The organism is Dyella humi, from assembly GCF_044904605.1.
Lineage (GTDB): Bacteria > Pseudomonadota > Gammaproteobacteria > Xanthomonadales > Rhodanobacteraceae > Dyella_B > Dyella_B humi.
Window position 1 is genome coordinate 1,079,531 of sequence record NZ_JADIKI010000023.1, and the last position, 15,259, is coordinate 1,094,789.

At 62.2% G+C, this 15,259-nt stretch carries 18 protein-coding genes; all 18 read right to left on the reverse strand.

Annotation, left to right across the window (positions count from 1 at the left end):
• Positions 1 to 165: 165 nt before the first annotated feature.
• The 18 genes from fliR to fliS all read right to left on the reverse strand — a co-directional run bounded on the left by fliR (position 166) and on the right by fliS (position 15,258).
• On the reverse strand, positions 166 to 933 hold the full coding sequence (gene fliR / locus ISP18_RS16110) for a flagellar biosynthetic protein FliR (protein WP_380014212.1): 768 nt from the start codon (positions 931 to 933) through the stop codon (positions 166 to 168).
• Positions 930 to 1,199 carry a flagellar biosynthesis protein FliQ gene (gene fliQ, locus ISP18_RS16115; protein WP_380014215.1) on the reverse strand — a complete coding sequence of 90 codons (270 nt, stop codon included), beginning with the start codon at positions 1,197 to 1,199 and terminating at the stop codon, positions 930 to 932. The genes fliR and fliQ overlap by 4 nt, the downstream gene beginning before the upstream one ends.
• Positions 1,196 to 1,966: a flagellar type III secretion system pore protein FliP gene (gene fliP, locus ISP18_RS16120; RefSeq protein ID WP_380014218.1), complete on the reverse strand. Its 771-nt coding sequence runs from the start codon at positions 1,964 to 1,966 to the stop codon at positions 1,196 to 1,198. The genes fliQ and fliP overlap by 4 nt, the downstream gene beginning before the upstream one ends.
• Positions 1,967 to 2,178: 212 nt before the next feature.
• Positions 2,179 to 2,559 (reverse strand): flagellar biosynthetic protein FliO, encoded by a 381-nt coding sequence (fliO, locus tag ISP18_RS16125; protein WP_380014221.1) that lies wholly within the window; start codon positions 2,557 to 2,559, stop codon positions 2,179 to 2,181.
• A gap of 2 nt (positions 2,560 to 2,561) precedes the next feature.
• A complete protein-coding gene (fliN, locus tag ISP18_RS16130) occupies positions 2,562 to 2,924 on the reverse strand; it encodes a flagellar motor switch protein FliN (RefSeq protein WP_380014224.1) in 363 nt (120 codons plus the stop codon).
• Entirely contained in the window at positions 2,921 to 3,937 is a 1,017-nt protein-coding gene (gene fliM / locus ISP18_RS16135) for a flagellar motor switch protein FliM (protein WP_380014227.1), read from the reverse strand. The genes fliN and fliM overlap by 4 nt, the downstream gene beginning before the upstream one ends.
• Before the next feature lie 14 nt (positions 3,938 to 3,951).
• Positions 3,952 to 4,446: a flagellar basal body-associated FliL family protein gene (locus ISP18_RS16140; protein ID WP_380014230.1), complete on the reverse strand. Its 495-nt coding sequence runs from the start codon at positions 4,444 to 4,446 to the stop codon at positions 3,952 to 3,954.
• Between the two features lie 283 nt (positions 4,447 to 4,729).
• Positions 4,730 to 6,001, reverse strand: a complete 1,272-nt coding sequence (locus ISP18_RS16145; RefSeq protein WP_380014233.1) for a flagellar hook-length control protein FliK — start codon at positions 5,999 to 6,001, stop codon at positions 4,730 to 4,732.
• 50 nt (positions 6,002 to 6,051) lie between these two features.
• Positions 6,052 to 6,480 (reverse strand): flagellar export protein FliJ, encoded by a 429-nt coding sequence (fliJ, locus tag ISP18_RS16150; RefSeq protein WP_380014236.1) that lies wholly within the window; start codon positions 6,478 to 6,480, stop codon positions 6,052 to 6,054.
• A gap of 4 nt (positions 6,481 to 6,484) precedes the next feature.
• A complete protein-coding gene (gene fliI / locus ISP18_RS16155; protein ID WP_380014239.1) occupies positions 6,485 to 7,840 on the reverse strand; it encodes a flagellar protein export ATPase FliI in 1,356 nt (451 codons plus the stop codon).
• A complete protein-coding gene (locus tag ISP18_RS16160; RefSeq protein WP_380014242.1) occupies positions 7,837 to 8,472 on the reverse strand; it encodes a FliH/SctL family protein in 636 nt (211 codons plus the stop codon). The genes fliI and ISP18_RS16160 overlap by 4 nt, the downstream gene beginning before the upstream one ends.
• Positions 8,473 to 8,752: 280 nt before the next feature.
• Complete coding sequence (fliG, locus tag ISP18_RS16165; RefSeq protein ID WP_380014245.1) at positions 8,753 to 9,766, reverse strand: flagellar motor switch protein FliG; 1,014 nt, start codon at positions 9,764 to 9,766, stop codon at positions 8,753 to 8,755.
• Positions 9,756 to 11,438 (reverse strand): flagellar basal-body MS-ring/collar protein FliF, encoded by a 1,683-nt coding sequence (gene fliF / locus ISP18_RS16170; RefSeq protein WP_380014248.1) that lies wholly within the window; start codon positions 11,436 to 11,438, stop codon positions 9,756 to 9,758. The genes fliG and fliF overlap by 11 nt, the downstream gene beginning before the upstream one ends.
• Positions 11,439 to 11,597: 159 nt before the next feature.
• Positions 11,598 to 11,930: a flagellar hook-basal body complex protein FliE gene (gene fliE / locus ISP18_RS16175; RefSeq protein WP_380014251.1), complete on the reverse strand. Its 333-nt coding sequence runs from the start codon at positions 11,928 to 11,930 to the stop codon at positions 11,598 to 11,600.
• 36 nt (positions 11,931 to 11,966) lie between these two features.
• Positions 11,967 to 13,424 (reverse strand): sigma-54 dependent transcriptional regulator, encoded by a 1,458-nt coding sequence (locus ISP18_RS16180; protein ID WP_380014254.1) that lies wholly within the window; start codon positions 13,422 to 13,424, stop codon positions 11,967 to 11,969.
• A 364-nt stretch (positions 13,425 to 13,788) separates the two neighbouring features.
• Positions 13,789 to 14,385, reverse strand: coding sequence for a PilZ domain-containing protein (locus ISP18_RS16185; protein ID WP_380014257.1), 597 nt, complete (start codon positions 14,383 to 14,385; stop codon positions 13,789 to 13,791).
• A gap of 136 nt (positions 14,386 to 14,521) precedes the next feature.
• Positions 14,522 to 14,827, reverse strand: coding sequence for a flagellar protein FliT (gene fliT, locus ISP18_RS16190; RefSeq protein WP_380014260.1), 306 nt, complete (start codon positions 14,825 to 14,827; stop codon positions 14,522 to 14,524).
• Positions 14,824 to 15,258, reverse strand: a complete 435-nt coding sequence (gene fliS, locus ISP18_RS16195) for a flagellar export chaperone FliS (RefSeq protein WP_380014263.1) — start codon at positions 15,256 to 15,258, stop codon at positions 14,824 to 14,826. Before fliS ends, fliT begins: the two co-directional genes overlap by 4 nt.
• Position 15,259: the final 1 nt, after the last annotated feature.

The following is a 15,259-nucleotide window of genomic DNA, read 5'->3' on the forward strand; positions in this document are numbered from 1 at the left end:
CCGGGAGAGGGGTTGGGGTGAGGGTGCGATCAGGGTGCGATATCAAAGCGCACCACAAGGATTGGTAACGCGCTCCGCCCGAACCCTCACCCGCCTCTCGGCACCCTCTCTCGGAGGGAGAGGGATTCACTAGGGAAGCTGATGGGAAAACGTGTGAGCTCATCATCAAAGCCCCACCAAATGCCGCATCAAATCCCAACCCACCGCTTGCAACGCCGAATACGCGGTAGCCATCCCGCGCATTGCCAACCACAGCGCAATGAAACCCATGCAGATGCTGATCGGAAAACCCACTGCGAACAGATTCATCGCCGGCGACGCGCGGCTGGTGGCGGCAAAGCCGATGTTCACCAGCAGCAGCGCGGTCATCGCCGGCAGTGCCACACGCAGCGCGCCGGCGAACAGATCGCCACCGGCCATGACGAGCGCCCACAACGATTTTTCATCCATGCCGGTCGCACTCGGCGGCAAACTACGAAAACTGTCCGCCAGCAGTTCGATCACCTGCAGATGGCCATCCATCGCCAGGAACAATAGGCTCACCATCACCATGTAGAACTGTCCCAGCACCGGTACGCTGGTATTGCTGGTGGGACTGATCAGTTCGGCGAACCCGAGACCCATGCTCTGGCCGATCAGGATCCCGCCGTACGACACCGCCTGAAAAACCAGCTGCAACACGAAACCGACGCTGGCACCGATCAGGATCTGCGTCGCCATCGTCGCTACGCCGGCTGCGCTGAACAGATCCATCTGCGTGGGCGCGAGCGGTGCCAGCACCAGCGTCAGCACAATGATCATCGCAACGCGGATGCGCGCCGGCACTACCGTGGCGTTGAAGATTGGTGCCGCCATGAAGAAGCCGCCCACGCGACCCAGCGCCCAGAGCGTGCCGGACAGCCAATGGATCAACGCGGCCAGCTCGATCGTCACTTGATCGCCTCCGGCAGCCCCACAATGATGTCGTGCGTGAACTGCACCAGCGTGTGCAGCATCCACGGCCCTACCAGCAAACCCACCGCCGCCATCGCCAGCAGCTTGGGGATGAAGCTCAGTGTCATTTCATGGATCTGCGTGGCGGCTTGCAGCACGCCGATGAGCAGGCCGACCAACAGCGCGGTGAGCAGCAGCGGCGCGGCAACGAGCATGCCGATGTAGAGGGCGTGCTGGCCGAAATGAATCACCCATTCCGGCGTCATGTGTAGAAACTCCCCGCCAAGGTGCCGACCAGCAACGACCACCCATCCACCATCACGAACAACATGATCTTGAACGGTAGCGAGATGATCGACGGCGACACCATCGCCATGCCCATCGACATCAGCACGCTCGCCACCACTAGGTCGATCACCAGGAACGGAATGAACAGCAAGAAGCCCATCTGGAACGCGGTCTTCAACTCACTGGTGACGAAAGCTGGCATGGCCACGCGGAACGGCACGTCGTCCTTGCTGGCATAGGGTTGTTCCTTGGCCAGGTGCGTGAACAGCTGCAGATCCGCATCGCGCGTCTGGTCCAGCATGAAATGCTTGAACGGCGCCGCCGCGGCCGGAATGGCGGCCTCGGCGCTCATCTGATGATCCATGTACGGCTTCACACCGTTGTCGTAGGCACGGTTGATCACCGGTGACATCACAAACAGCGTGAGGAACAACGCAAGCCCCAGCAACACCTGGTTCGGCGGCGTGGATTGCGTAGAGAGCGCCTGTCGCAGAAAACTCAGCACGATGATGATGCGCGTGAACGAGGTCATCATCAGCAGCACGGCCGGCAGCAGGGTAAGCACCGTCATCAGTGCTACGACTTGCAGCGATACGCTCCAGTTCTGGCCGCTGCCTGCGTTTTGCACGGTTAGCACGGGGATGCCGGCTGACTGGGCGATTGGTGCGATGGGGGCGATCGGTGTTATCGCGGTTGACGTTGTTGTGGTGGTTGCCGCATGCGCGATTGGTGCGAATAGCAGCATCAGGCAAGCCAGGCAGCGCCGGAACCGGCTCCCTCTCCCCTGCGGGGAGAGGGTTGGGGTGAGGGGTGCAAGGCTTGCGAGAAAGCACATCAGCGCATGAAGAGCATGTTTTGTGCTCTTGCCAGAAGCATGCATCCGGCGAGGCTGACCCCTCACCCCAGCCCTCTCCCCGGAGGGGAGAGGGAGCGAAACTTCTCGCATACATACGCTGCTCATGACTTGCGCCCCAAACGATTCAACAACTCCGCAAAGGGCAGCACCGGTGCAGGCGTCGGCGCAGCTTCCACCGGCACCGCACCTTCATAGACATGCAGCGCACGCACACCACCCGTGCCGACTCCGACCAACAGGCGCTTGCCATCCGCTTCAATCAGTAACACGCGTTCGCGCGCACTGATCGACATGGTTTCGATGCAACGCAAGCGACGTCCACCTACGAACTGCCGGGACTGAAGTCGCCGCGTCAACCAACCCGCCGCGAAGATCAGCGCCACGATCGCGCCCAGGCTCAGCACGACGCGGATCAGTTCACCGGTCACGTTGATATCGGGCACGCTCGCCATCGGCGCGCGCGCCAGCATGTCGTTCATCATGCTCATCTCAGTTTACGCACCCGTTCGGCCGGGCTGATCACGTCGGTAAGACGGATGCCGAACTTCTCGTTGATCACCACCACTTCACCATGCGCCACAAGAGTGCCGTTGACGAACACGTCCAGCGGTTCGCCGGCGGCGCGATCCAGTTCCACCACCGAACCCTGGTTGAGTTGCAGCAGGTTGCGGATGCTGATGCGCGTGCGGCCTACCTCCATGGCCAGCGTCACCGGCACATCCAGAATCATGTCCAGGCTGACGTCGGCCTTGTCGCTCGTACTTTCGTTCAAGTTGTCGAACTCAAGGGGTTGCTCGCCGTTTTTGGATGCGCCGTTGAGGCCGTGGGTATCGAAGCTGTGGTTCATACGAGTTTTTCCGGGGCGAATTCGAAAACGGGAAGCGGCGCGCGGCGGCCGGCGGCGGTCTTGTATCGCACGGCATAACGGCCATTGGATTGGCCGTACTGGCCGCGAAAAATCGGTACGTCCTCGGCAAACACCGTAGTGGCATCCGGCAGGTTGATCGGGATCACGTCGCCGATGCGCAGGCCAAGGAATTCGCCGATGCTGATCCTGGTTTCCAGAAGCATCGAACTCAGTTCCACTTCCGCATCCATCACTTCGTCGTGCAGACAATGGATCCAGCGCTCGTCGCGCTCGCCCATGCGGTCGCTCTGCACGCCGGCGTCGAGCATGGTGCGGATCGGCTCCACCATCGCGTAAGGCAAGGTGAGGTGTACTTCGCCGCCACCGCCGTCCAGCTCCACGTGGAAGCGCGACACCACCACGGTTTCGGTGGGGCTGACGATGTTGGCGAACTGCGGATTGATTTCCGAATTGAGGAATTCGAATTGCACCTGCATCGCCGGCGCCCAGGCCTCGACCATCGAAATGAACACTTCGTTGAGCAGGATCTGGATCACGCGATTTTCGGTCGGCGTGAAGTCGCGGCCTTCGATGCGCGCGTGATAGCGCCCGTCGCCGCCGAAGAAATTGTCGATCACGGTGAACACCAGCCGCGGTTCCATCACCGCCAGTGCGGTGCCGCGCAACGGCTTCACCCTGATCAAATTGAGGTTGCTAGGCACGTTGAGGCCGTGCACGTACTCGCTGAACTTCTGCATCTTCACGCCCAGTACCGACACTTCGCAGGTCTTGCGCAGCACGCCGAACAGCTGAGTGCGGAAGAAGCGCGCGAAGCGGTCGTTGATCATTTCCAGCGTCGGCAGGCGACCGCGCACGATGCGGTCTTGCTGGGTGAAGTCGAAATCCAACACCGTGCCCGGCGGCGGCGGCACATCACTCTCGGTTTCGATCTTGCCGTCGTCGACGCCGTTGAGCAGGGCGTCGATTTCTTCTTGAGAAAGCAGGTCGCTCATCGGCTTATATCCCGTTACTGCATCACGAAGCTGGTGAAATACAGGGCATCGACATCCGGCTTGCCGGTTCTGTCAGCCACGATCTTGCGCACGGCCTCCAGCGCCTCGGCCTGCAGCTTTTTCTTGCCGGCGATGTCGCTCAAGCCCGCATAGGTCTGACTGCTGAACAGCATCACCAGCGCGTTGCGAATCACCGGATCGCTTTCCTTCATCGCTTGCACGGCCGACGCATCGTGCGTCATCACCGTCACACCCACCTGCAGGTAGCGCGTGGAATCCTGATCCTGAAAATTCACCACGAAAGCGGGATCCAGCGGCAGAAACAGTTCCGGTGTCTTTGGCGCCAGCGCCGCGGCAGCGGGCTGCGTACCGTGCGCGCGGCTGTACAGATAAGCACCCGCGCCAAGCAGCCCGAGCACGGCGATACCGACAAACATCACCGTGCTGCCGCCTTTCTTCTTGGCAGCGGTGACAGGGACTTCTCCTTCGAGACTTTCGGCGTTAGCCATGAACAACCCCAAGTTCCATGAAAGGCATGACGCCGCGCCTGGTGTATGGCGGCGTTATCTAAAGAGGTTTTAGCAAGCGGCGTGCCATGGTTTGAAAGCGCATAGCAGCGCGGTTTGCGCGATTCGTGAAGACGCTGGGCGGCGTTTTATTGACGCGCGTCGGGATGTGGGCGCGATGGGCGGCGTGGCAATTCCGTCGTGCGCAGACAAATACAGAAACCAACATGGCCGTCATTCCCGCGAAGGCGGGAATGACGGCCATGAAGAATACGAAGCAGAAGCATCAAGCAAACGCGTCGACTAGCCCCACGGCAACACGCGTTGCAACGGCAACCGGCGTATCGGCGACGTCATCGCCGGTGTTACCGGACGCCTGACCTTGCTGCCCCTGCTGCGCCCCGAACTGCTGCTGTGCATGCTGCCCCACCGTGGCGTGGCCGAGCGAAAGCCCCTGTCCGCCCAGCATCTGGTTGAGCTGATCCAAGCCTTGCTGCACGGCTGCGGTAGTGGCGGGATGCTGTGTCATGAAGCTTACGTCTACGCGACCATGCTCAACGCTCACTTTCACGTCGAGCGGGCCCAAATCCTGCGGATTCAAGCGTATTTGCGCCTGCTTTACTTCCTGGCCGCTGAGCCAGGTGATCTGCTGGCCGAGTTCCTTGGCGAAGCCTGAGGAACCGACCGTCTCGTTCATTCCAAGGTTGTGCGTGGCGCCGGTCGTTGCGCTGACCGGAACCGTGGGCGCCGCGGTAAGGCTGCCCAGCGCGGCAAGATCCGGCGAAGCCTGCGAACCACTGTCGGTTACCGTCGATGCCGCCGACGGAACGCTTGCATGACTGATGGCGGCCAAACCAGCAGCGAATGCCTGGACGTTATCGCTGGTCGTTGGCGTTGATGCTCCACCATCCGCGGCAACCGAAGCACTGCTGCTAGCACTGGCGGACGCATTGTCGGCGTTCGCGCTGGCGAAGGCCGATGCTTTTTGCGACAAGGCACCGGCGGTGCCGTCAGCCGTCTGCACGCCGCTGCTGGTCGTGGCAGGCGCGGCCGTCATGGCGGCTGATAGCGGTATGGGAATCATAGTCGCAGCCAGCGCATTGGGCTGCGCGGCTGCGGGTTGTTTGTTGGCGGATTGCGTAACCGGCTTCGCTGGCGCCGCATGGGTTGCCGGCGTCGCGTCACCATGCGTATCGCTGGCGGCATGATCGATCAGGCCCAGCATCGTGCCGGCCAGCGTAGCGATGCCACCGGTGAGATCGATACCGATATCGCTGCTGTTCGTTGCGTCATTCTGCTTGGACGCATCGGCCTGGCCTGGTGTGGCCGTGTTGTTCGACGCATTGCCGGCCTGCGCAGCCGTGTTCTGGCTGCCGTTGCCGTCCTGGGCCGCGCTGCCGTTCTGCGCCTGGTCCGACGACGATTGCTGCTGCGCCGATTGCAGATGCGAGTTGAAGCTGGTGCCGCTGGGCTGCTGACTGCCCGATCGCGGTGCACTGGTCTGCTGCGTCGGCGGCGACGGAGTGATCGGCAGAGGGGGTAATGGCGTGGCGCTCATGCGCGGATGCTCGATGAAATGGCTGAAATGTGGAGCAAAAAGCGGGCCAGCTAGTTGCGGATACCGCGGCGATACTGCATCCGCTCGTCCACTTCCGCCTGCTCCAGTCGCTGTTCGCGCTGATCCTCTTGCTTGCGCAAGCGATCCACCACGGTATCGAGCGCGTTTTCGCGCGCATGCGCCTGCAGCCAGCGTTCGCGCGCGCCGTCGAGCTGTCGCTGCAGACGCTCGACCAGCTTGCCCTGCTGCACGATGGCCTGGTCGATGCGATCGACGAATTGTTGACGGTTGAGCAATGCGGTTACCGTCAGGCCACCGTCGCCGAGGCTGTACTCGCGCCGGTAGCGGTTCAATTCTTCGAGCTGCTGTTCGGCATGCGCAAGTTTCTGCTGATGATCGGCCAGGCGCTGCAAGGCATCTTTCTGGCGGCGTTGGGCCTGGTCCACGGCGGGCTGCAGTCGATCCGAACGCGATGGCATTGGCTTAGGTCTCCGCGACAAGTGAAGCCAACCGTTCCTGCGCGGTGCGCAGTTCGGCAGGCTCGTCGACTTCCTGCTGCAGGAATCGGACCAGGCTCGGGTGCATGGCGATGGCGTGGTCGACCTGCGCGTCGGAACCTTTCTGGTAGGCGCCGACCGCAATCAGATCCTGCCGTTGGCGATACGCCGAATAGATCTGGCGAAAGCGCTGCGCGGCGCGCATCTGTTCCTTCGCGACGACCGCCGGCATCACGCGGCTGATCGAAGCTTCGATGTCAATCGCGGGGTAGTGGCCGGCTTCGGCCAGATCGCGCGACAGCACGATATGGCCGTCCAGAATCGCACGCGCCGCATCGGCGATGGGATCGTGCCGGTGATCGTCGCCTTCGGTGAGCACGGTGTAGAACGCAGTGATGGAGCCACGCCCTTCCGCATCGTTGCCGGCGCGCTCAACCAAGGCGGGCAGCATGGCGAACACGGACGGCGGATAGCCCTTGGTCGCCGGTGGCTCGCCGATCGCCAGCGCGATCTCGCGCTGTGCCTGGGCGTAGCGCGTCAGCGAATCCATCAGCAGCAGCACGCGCTGGCCGCGATCGCGAAACCACTCGGCAATCGCCGTGGCGTACTGCGCACCGCGTAGGCGCTTGAGTGGAGGCGCATCGGCCGGCGCGGCCACGATCACCGCGCGTTCGCGGCCTTCGTGGCCCAGCGTCTGTTCCACGAATTCCTTCACCTCGCGGCCGCGCTCGCCGATCAATCCGACGACGACGACGTCGGCGTCGGTGTAGCGGGTCATCATGCCGAGCAAGGTGGATTTGCCTACGCCGGAACCCGCGAATAAACCGATACGCTGGCCGCGACCGACCGTCAGCAACGCGTTGATCGCGCAGACGCCGGTGTCGAGCGGTGTATCGATCGGTTTGCGTGCCATCGGATTGATCGGCTCGCGCTTGAGCGCCGCGTGGCTCTCTGCATGCAGCGGGCCTTCACCGTCCAACGGCACGCCGTCGGCACCAATCACGCGGCCGAGCAGGGTTTCGCCCACCGGCAATCCCCCCGCGCGCAAGCACGGACGCACGCGTGCATTCGGCAACACGCCATGCATTTCGGTTACCGGCATCAGCAGTAGGCGTTCGTCGGCGAAGCCCACCACTTCCGTATCCAATTGGACGCCGTCGGCGGCGTCGACCAGACAGCGCGCGCCCAGCGGCGCTTCGCAGCCTTCAGCTTCCAGCGTCAAGCCGACCACGCGGCGCAGGCGCCCTTCCACGGTCAGCAGTTGTGCAGAGCGCGCGTGCTGCGCGCGCAGTGCGAGCTGCCGGCGCCAGCGTTGGTGTTTGCCTGGCGCGGTGTCGTTCATGCGGAAACCTCGTCCTCGCCGTCATCCAGATCGTCGCCGATAACGGCATCGACCACCGCGGCCAGGCGTGTGCTGACGCGCGCATCCAGACGCGAGCGTTCGCTTTCCAGTACGCAATCGCCGCGTTGCAGCGCCGGATTGGCACCGAAACGCCAATGCGGTTCGGCGGCGGCAAGTTCGCGCAGCAGATCCAAGTCACTGGGATGTACCCATACGCGCAAATCGCGCGTGGCCGATGGCAAGGCCATGGCGGCTTCGCGCACGGCGCGATCAATCAGTGCCGGATCGAGTTGCAGTTCGCGCGTCACCACGCGCTGTGCAATCACGGTGGCGAGTTGGGCCAGTTCGCGTTCGACGGCGTCATCCAAGCCAGCAAGCGGACGCGCGGCGGCAGTGCAGATGGAATCCAGTCGCGCCAGACGTTCGTCCAGTTCTTTCTTCCCCGCGGCACGGCCTTCGGCCAGCCCCGCGGCATAACCTTCTTCGCGTGCCTGGCGTTCGATTTCTTCCAGTTCGTAGACCGTGGGACCGGGGGCTTGCGCGGGCTCGGTTGCGGGTTTTGCGCTGCCGACTGTGGGCGGCTCCCAGCGGTTGAAGACGGCGATGGTTTCGCGGGTGAGGACGTTGGGCATCAGGATGCCTCGCGCGCCGGCAACTCCCTCTCCCCTACGGGGAGAGGGTTGGGGTGAGGGGCCAATCTCGCGGGAAGCTCGCGTAACGCCTTGAAGCCTTCATTCGCGCGAAAGCGGGACTCCATCATCGCTTCTTGCTTCAGAGCAATATGGGTTCCCGCTTTCGCGGGAATGACGGCAAGGCAATAAAACACATTGGGCAAGGTTGCCCCCTCACCCCAACCCTCTCCCCGAAGGGGAGAGGGAGTGAATTCGCGGCGATGAGTAGCCATGATCCGCATCACACAAACTCATCCCCACTGGCCGAAAGACTGATCTGCCCCGCATCCGCCAGCTTGCGCGCGAGCTGCAGCACTTCCTTCTGCGCAGCGTCGACATCGCTGAGCTTGACCGGGCCCTTTACTTCCAGATCGTCGCGCAGCATGTCGGCGGCGCGTTTGGACATGTTGGCGAAGATTTTTTCGCGCACGACGGGTTCGGAGCCTTTCAGCGCAACGATCAGGCGCGCGGACGGTACTTCGCGCAACAGGGTTTGCATGCTGCGATCGTCGATGTCGGCCAGATCGTCGAACACGAACATCAGTTCTTCGATCTTGGTGCCGAGTCCGGCGTCATGCGTGCGAATCGCATTCATCAGTTCGGCTTCGCGCGTGGACTCCATCGCGTTGAGGATGTCGGCGGCCGCCTTCAATCCACCCACGGTGGCGGATTTGAGCTTGGTCGATGTGCCGGAGAACTGGCGTTCCATGATCTCGTCCAGTTCGTTCAGTGCCTGCGGCTGCACGCCGTCGAGATTGGCAATGCGCATCACCGCGTCGCTGCGTACGCGCTGCGGCAGATAACCGATCACTTCGGCGGCCTGATCCGGTTCCAGATGCGCGAGCACCAGCGCGATGATCTGCGGGTGCTCCATGCCGATCATCTCGGCGATCGCGCGGCTTTCCATCCACTTGAGCGATTCCAGGCCCTTGGTGGAGCGGCCCAGCAAGATGCGATCGATCAGGCTGCCGGCCTTGGTTTCGCCCAGCGCGCTCACCAGCACCTTGCGGATGTATTCCTCGGTGCCCACGCCGAGTGCGGTTTGGCGGCCGATATCGTCGTTCAAGCAGCCGAGCACGTGCTCGACCTGGTCGCGCGAAATGTTGCTGAGCGTGGCCATGGCGGTGCCCACCGCCTGCACGTCGCGCGCGCTCAGATGCTTGAGCACCTCGGCGGCATCTTGCTCGCCCAGGGTCAGCAACAGGATCGCAGCGCGCTGCGCGCCGTTGAGCGCGTTGTTGTGCTCAGCTGCCATCCTCACCCACCCAATTCATCACCACTTGCGCGACCTGCTTGGAATTCTCCTGCACCAGCTTGCGTGCGAGACCGATCTTCTGTTCGTATGCCATGTTCTGGATTTGTGGCGAAGTGATGCGCACCGGATCATCACGATCGCCGCGACCATCGTCTGCGATGCGCACGGACACAGTCGGCACTGGACCTGCCAGCACTGGCATCGGTTCGGGCCCGCGCAGCAAGCCCTTGAGCAAGGGGCGCAACAGGCCGAAGGCAATCAGTAGCGCGATGAGAATGCCCGCGCCCTGCTTGATCAGATCCAGCATGCCTGGACGCAGCCAGAATGGTTGCGCAACGGGCGTGACGTCGACCGGCGAATCAGAAGAAAACGCCTCGTTGATCACGGTGACGTTGTCGCCACGCTGCTGGTCGTAACCGACCACGTTCTTGGTGAGATCGGTGAGATGCTGCAATTCCTGCTCGGTGAGCGGAATGCTCTTGCCTTTGCCGTCCGTCGCGGGCTTGTTGTCCACCACCACCGCCACCGTCAGTCGCGTCAGCTTGCCGGCGGGATTGTTAACGTGACTGATGGTGCGACCGACTTCGTAATTGCGCGTGGCGGTGGACGACGTATCGGTGGGCGTCGCCTTGGCCGTGTTGCTGGCCGCTGCATTGGCCGCCGCTGGCGTGCCCGCATTGGGCTTGGCGGCAGTCGGTTGCGCCACGATGTTCGGCGGCTGGTTGCTGAGCGCACCGGCAATCTCGCCGGCGGCGCCATCATTTTTCTGTTCGCTGCTGGTCTGTTCGCTGCGCAGCACGGGCTTGTCGCCGTCGTAGCTCTCGCTGGCTTTTTCGGTCTGGCTGAAATCGAGCGATACATCCACTTGCGCACGCACGCGCCCCGCGCCGACCAGCGGCGTGAGCAGGGTTTCGATGCGCTGCGTGTAGCTGTTCTCCATGCGCGTGACCAGTCGCATGTGCGCATCGCCCACCGCACCCGGGCTGTCAGGATCAGAAACGGTGAGCAAGCTGCCCTGCTGATCCACGATGGAAACTTGCGAAGGATCCAGATCCGGCACGCTGGAGGACACCAGGTGCACAATCGCCTGCACCTGGCTGCCGTCGAGCTGGCGACCGGGATACAAGGTCAACAACACCGACGCGCTGGCCGCATGATTGTCGCGAATGAAGGCGGAAGGTTTCGGCAGCGCCAGATGCACGCGCGCCGCGCGCACGAATTGCAAACCGGCGATGGTGTTGCCCAGATCTGTTTCCAGCATTTCGCGGTAATGCGTGCTTTCGGCCAGATCGCTCATGCCGAACGGAGAATCGCTCTGCGGCATCGTCGCGCCGGCGGTACTGCCTTGCGGCAGGCCCTGGCTGGCGAGTTTGAGGCGCGTGTCGGCCAGTACGTCGGCCGGCACCGAAATGGATGCGCCATCAGCCCCGAGACGAAATGGCGTGTTGCTGGTTTGCAGGGCTTGCGTGACTGCGGCGGCATCCTTCGGATCCAGTCCCGCATACAACAAGGCGTAATTCGGTCCGCGCGACCACAGCACGATGCCCACGCCCAGCGCCACCGCCATGGCCACGCTCACCAGCAGCATCAGCAGGCGAGTGGTCGGATTGCGCAGGAGGATCTTGAGCTGGTCCTGGCGTGCGTTGGCGGTTGCTGGGATGTTGTCGGCCATGGGAGCGAATCAGTGAGTTCTTTTTTGCCGTCATTCCCGCGAAAGCGGGAATCCATTTTCAATCAGCCTGAGCGAAAGCACTCGAAATCGATGTGGCGTCCTTCGAACGCATAGTTGATGCAATGGATCCCCGCTTTCGCGGGGATGACGGCGCTACGGTTAAACCGGCATATTCATAATGGTGGTGTACGCATCGACCAGCTTGTTGCGCACTTCCACCAGACCACGAAACGCGAGATCGGCCTTCTGTCCCGCGATCGACGTCTTGACGATGTCGGCGCCGGGATCGCCGCGCTCAAACGCGCTGACCTGCTTCTCGGCTTCGTTCTGCTGCGCAGCCACCGAGCCGATGCTTTGCTTGAACAGCGTGCTGAAATCCACGCTCGGTCCGTTGGATGAAGCAGGCAGCGAAGCGCTCGGCATCGCACCGGAAGCTTGCGCACCAAGCGCGCGCATCTGCGAAAGCACACTGTTGACGTCAATCTGACTCATGTCGGTTTTCCAACGCTTGAGCGGTTACAAGGTGCTTCATGCAACGGCTGTGCCACTCTCTGGCGACGTATCGTTGCTGCGGCAGGCCGACTGCAGACCGTACTTGCGCAACTTTTCCACCAGCGTGGTGCGTTGCATGTGCAACAGCTTTGCCGCATGCGCCACGACGCCGTCGGTGATATCGAGCGCCTGGCGAATCAGTCCCACTTCGATGTCGGCCAGGTGATCCTTCAGATCTACGCCGCCTTCCGGCAACAGCACTTCGGCATCCAGATGACGGTTGTTCGCCGGCGCGGCCTTGCTCTGGCCGTCGAGCATGGCGCGCACCACGCCGCCGCCGGTTTCGTCGATCGGCTGCACGCCGCGATATTTTTCCGGCAGATCGTTGGCGCGCACTTCGCTGTTCGGATAGAGGATGGCGAGGCGCTCGACCAGGTTGGACAGCTCGCGCACATTGCCCGGCCAGCTGTGCTGACGCAGTGACTGCATGGCGCTGCCGCTGAAGCGCACGCTGTTCAAGCCGCGGCGCTGCAAGCGCTGGTTGAATTCGGCAATCAGTTCCGGCATGTCGTCCAGGTGATCGCGCAGCGACGGCATCTCCAGCGGGAACACGCTGAGCCGGTAATAAAGGTCTTCACGGAAACGGCCTTCGGCCGTGGCCACTTCAAGGTTGCGGTGCGTGGCGGCAATGATGCGCACATCGCAGCGCTGGGTGCGGTTGCTGCCGACGCGCTCGTACATGCGCTCCTGTAGCACACGCAACAGCTTCACCTGCATCGGCAGGCTCATGTCGCCGATTTCGTCGAGGAACAATGTGCCGCCCTCGGCCATTTCGAAACGGCCCTTGCGCGTGCTGATGGCGCCGGTGAACGCGCCCTTCTCATGGCCGAACAGTTCGCTTTCCAGCAGTTCCGCCGGAATCGCGCCACAGTTGATCGCTACGAATGGCTTGTCGCGGCGCGGCGAGCAATCGTGGATGGCGCGCGCCACCATTTCCTTGCCGGTGCCGGATTCGCCCAGCACCAGCACGCTGGAATCGAACGGCGACACCTGGCGGATCAGTGCATTGACGCGGCCCATCGCCGAGGAGTTGCCGACCAGGCGTAGCGGTGCCGTACTGCTTGTGGTGCGCAACGTAGGTGCGCGGCGTACAGCTTCAGCCAGGCGCTCGTAGCGCAGCGGAAAATCCAGCACTTCGATCTGCGCCGCGTACGGCGAACCGACTTTCGTTAGACGCTCCAGCTGCGGCGAGTCGGAGCCGACCAGCACCAGCAGTTGGTCCGCCGGCACGTCGAGCGAGGCCAGCAATTGTTCGCAAAGTTCTTGGTCTTCGATCCCGCCGATGTAAACCGCTTTCCAGTCATGCGTGATCGCATCAGCCGGTAACGACGCATCCCAGCGCCGCGGAAAGAAGCCCATAAATTGCATCGCCGAGACAACGATGTCGGCGCGTGTTCCGTTGGATTCAATGATAAGTACATTGCTATTTGGCATGAGCACGAGTCCTGCTGCATTGCTGCGACTGCTGACGAACAACGACGATTCCCGTCCCGAATGTCGTGTTCCCCCTATGTGTCAGCGATCCGTCGCGACATGTGCAGCAGTCCAGCAAGAAGAACGCCAAAAATTTCGCAGCAAATTGGCCTGTGCGGTACTTCTCGTAAGTTGCGTGACGGAATTCGCGCACCGCGCATCGACGGCTTCACATTCGTGAGCCGCCAAAGAAACCGTTTACATCAAGGGTTTAGATCGATTTCAGCGACTCGGCACGCAGCCGGTTCAGTCTGTGGTCGCCCCGCTTCCGATGCATGGTTGGCGGAATTTCGGCGGCTTTGGATGCTTCATGGCGTGATACGCATCACACTCTGTGCTTTCCCCCTGGCACGCTTTCCGCCATTCCTGTCAGACGTGCTTCGGCCACTTTGCGTCTGTGGTGACAAAAAACGAAACGTTCCAACCCATCCTCGACCGCCTCGCTCAATTCATAAAAGTAAACGAAAGCGTTGGCATCGTTTAGAGGCTGCCCACATAGCGCTGGCAGCTCCAACGGCAGGGCGCGGCAGGCATCGAAATGCAGGCGCACAAGCAGGTGTCCGGCAGCCGGAAGCGCGCTTTCCGGCACTATCAGGCCTACCGCGTTGAAACTTATCGACCGGCGCGGTGGCAATAACGTAGCCGGCAGCAGCAGGCGGTCGACGATGTCCAGCAGCACGTTGATCTTGCTGTCCATACGCTGCAGCTCCTGCATCAACGGACTGTCTTCGTCATTGGCGCTGTCGGCCCGGCGCTCATCCAGCGAGGCGAGCGAGCGCAATACATGCAGGTTGCGCTCGTTGAGGCGCGCGAGCATGTCCGGCTCCGGCTCGAACGCCTCCACACCGACGTGCGGTTGGCCTTGATAGGTCACGCGCTCGGAAAACGCCTGCCATTTTTCGTCAGTTTGCATGGGTTGCATGAATTTCCCCTCCCTCGTGCCGGCTTTATGACGGCGTGCCGGCTATTGGCAATAAGTATTCACAACGCGTGCCATAGCCCAGCTTTTTCGCTTTTGAAGCGGGATCTCCACGCTTCCCGGTCATGAATGGACCGCATTAACCCGCCGACGTAATGTACGTCCGCAACGCCCGATGATTGTATTGGTGCTGGCTGAGCTGCTGCTCCACCGTCTCGCGCACCTGTTCGGCGCGCTCCAGCAGCGCGCGGTTGTGAACCTGCAAGGTCTGTAACGCTTCGCGGTGCTGCGCGGCGAGCGTGTCGTGTTGAATCTGCTGCAGATGAACCTGGCGCTGCGCGTCAAGCTCGGTCACCAGCGTCCAATTGTCGCGCGCGGCCGCGTCGATCATCTCGACGGTGAGCGCCAGTGCGCGCTGCAGTTCGTTTTGCGTCGCCTCGTTCATGGCGTTGCTACGGTCGCCTTCGCCTGCGCTTGTTCCGCTAGATAGGGCTCGCGAATCGTGTGCCAGGCTTCGCGGATCGGTGCAACCAGGCGCTCGCATTCATCCAGCGCGCGCAGATCGTCATTGAGCTGCGCATGCAGCAGGCGCCGGGTGATGTAGTCGTATAAGGCGTCGAGGCGGCCGGTCAACGTGGGTTCCACGTTGTGATCGAGACTCTCGCGCAGGGCCACGAGAATGCCGATGGCCTTGCCGAAAGCCTGGCCCTTGGCCGGAATGTCTTTGTGCAGAATATGGCCGCGCGCCTGGTTGATGCGATCGACCAAGCCATCCAGCAACATCGCGAGCAGCTGATGGCGGTCGGCCCCTTCGACGCTGCCTTGTGCACGCGTCTGTGCGTAGAGTGAGCTTGCATTTCGCGACATGTAACTCATG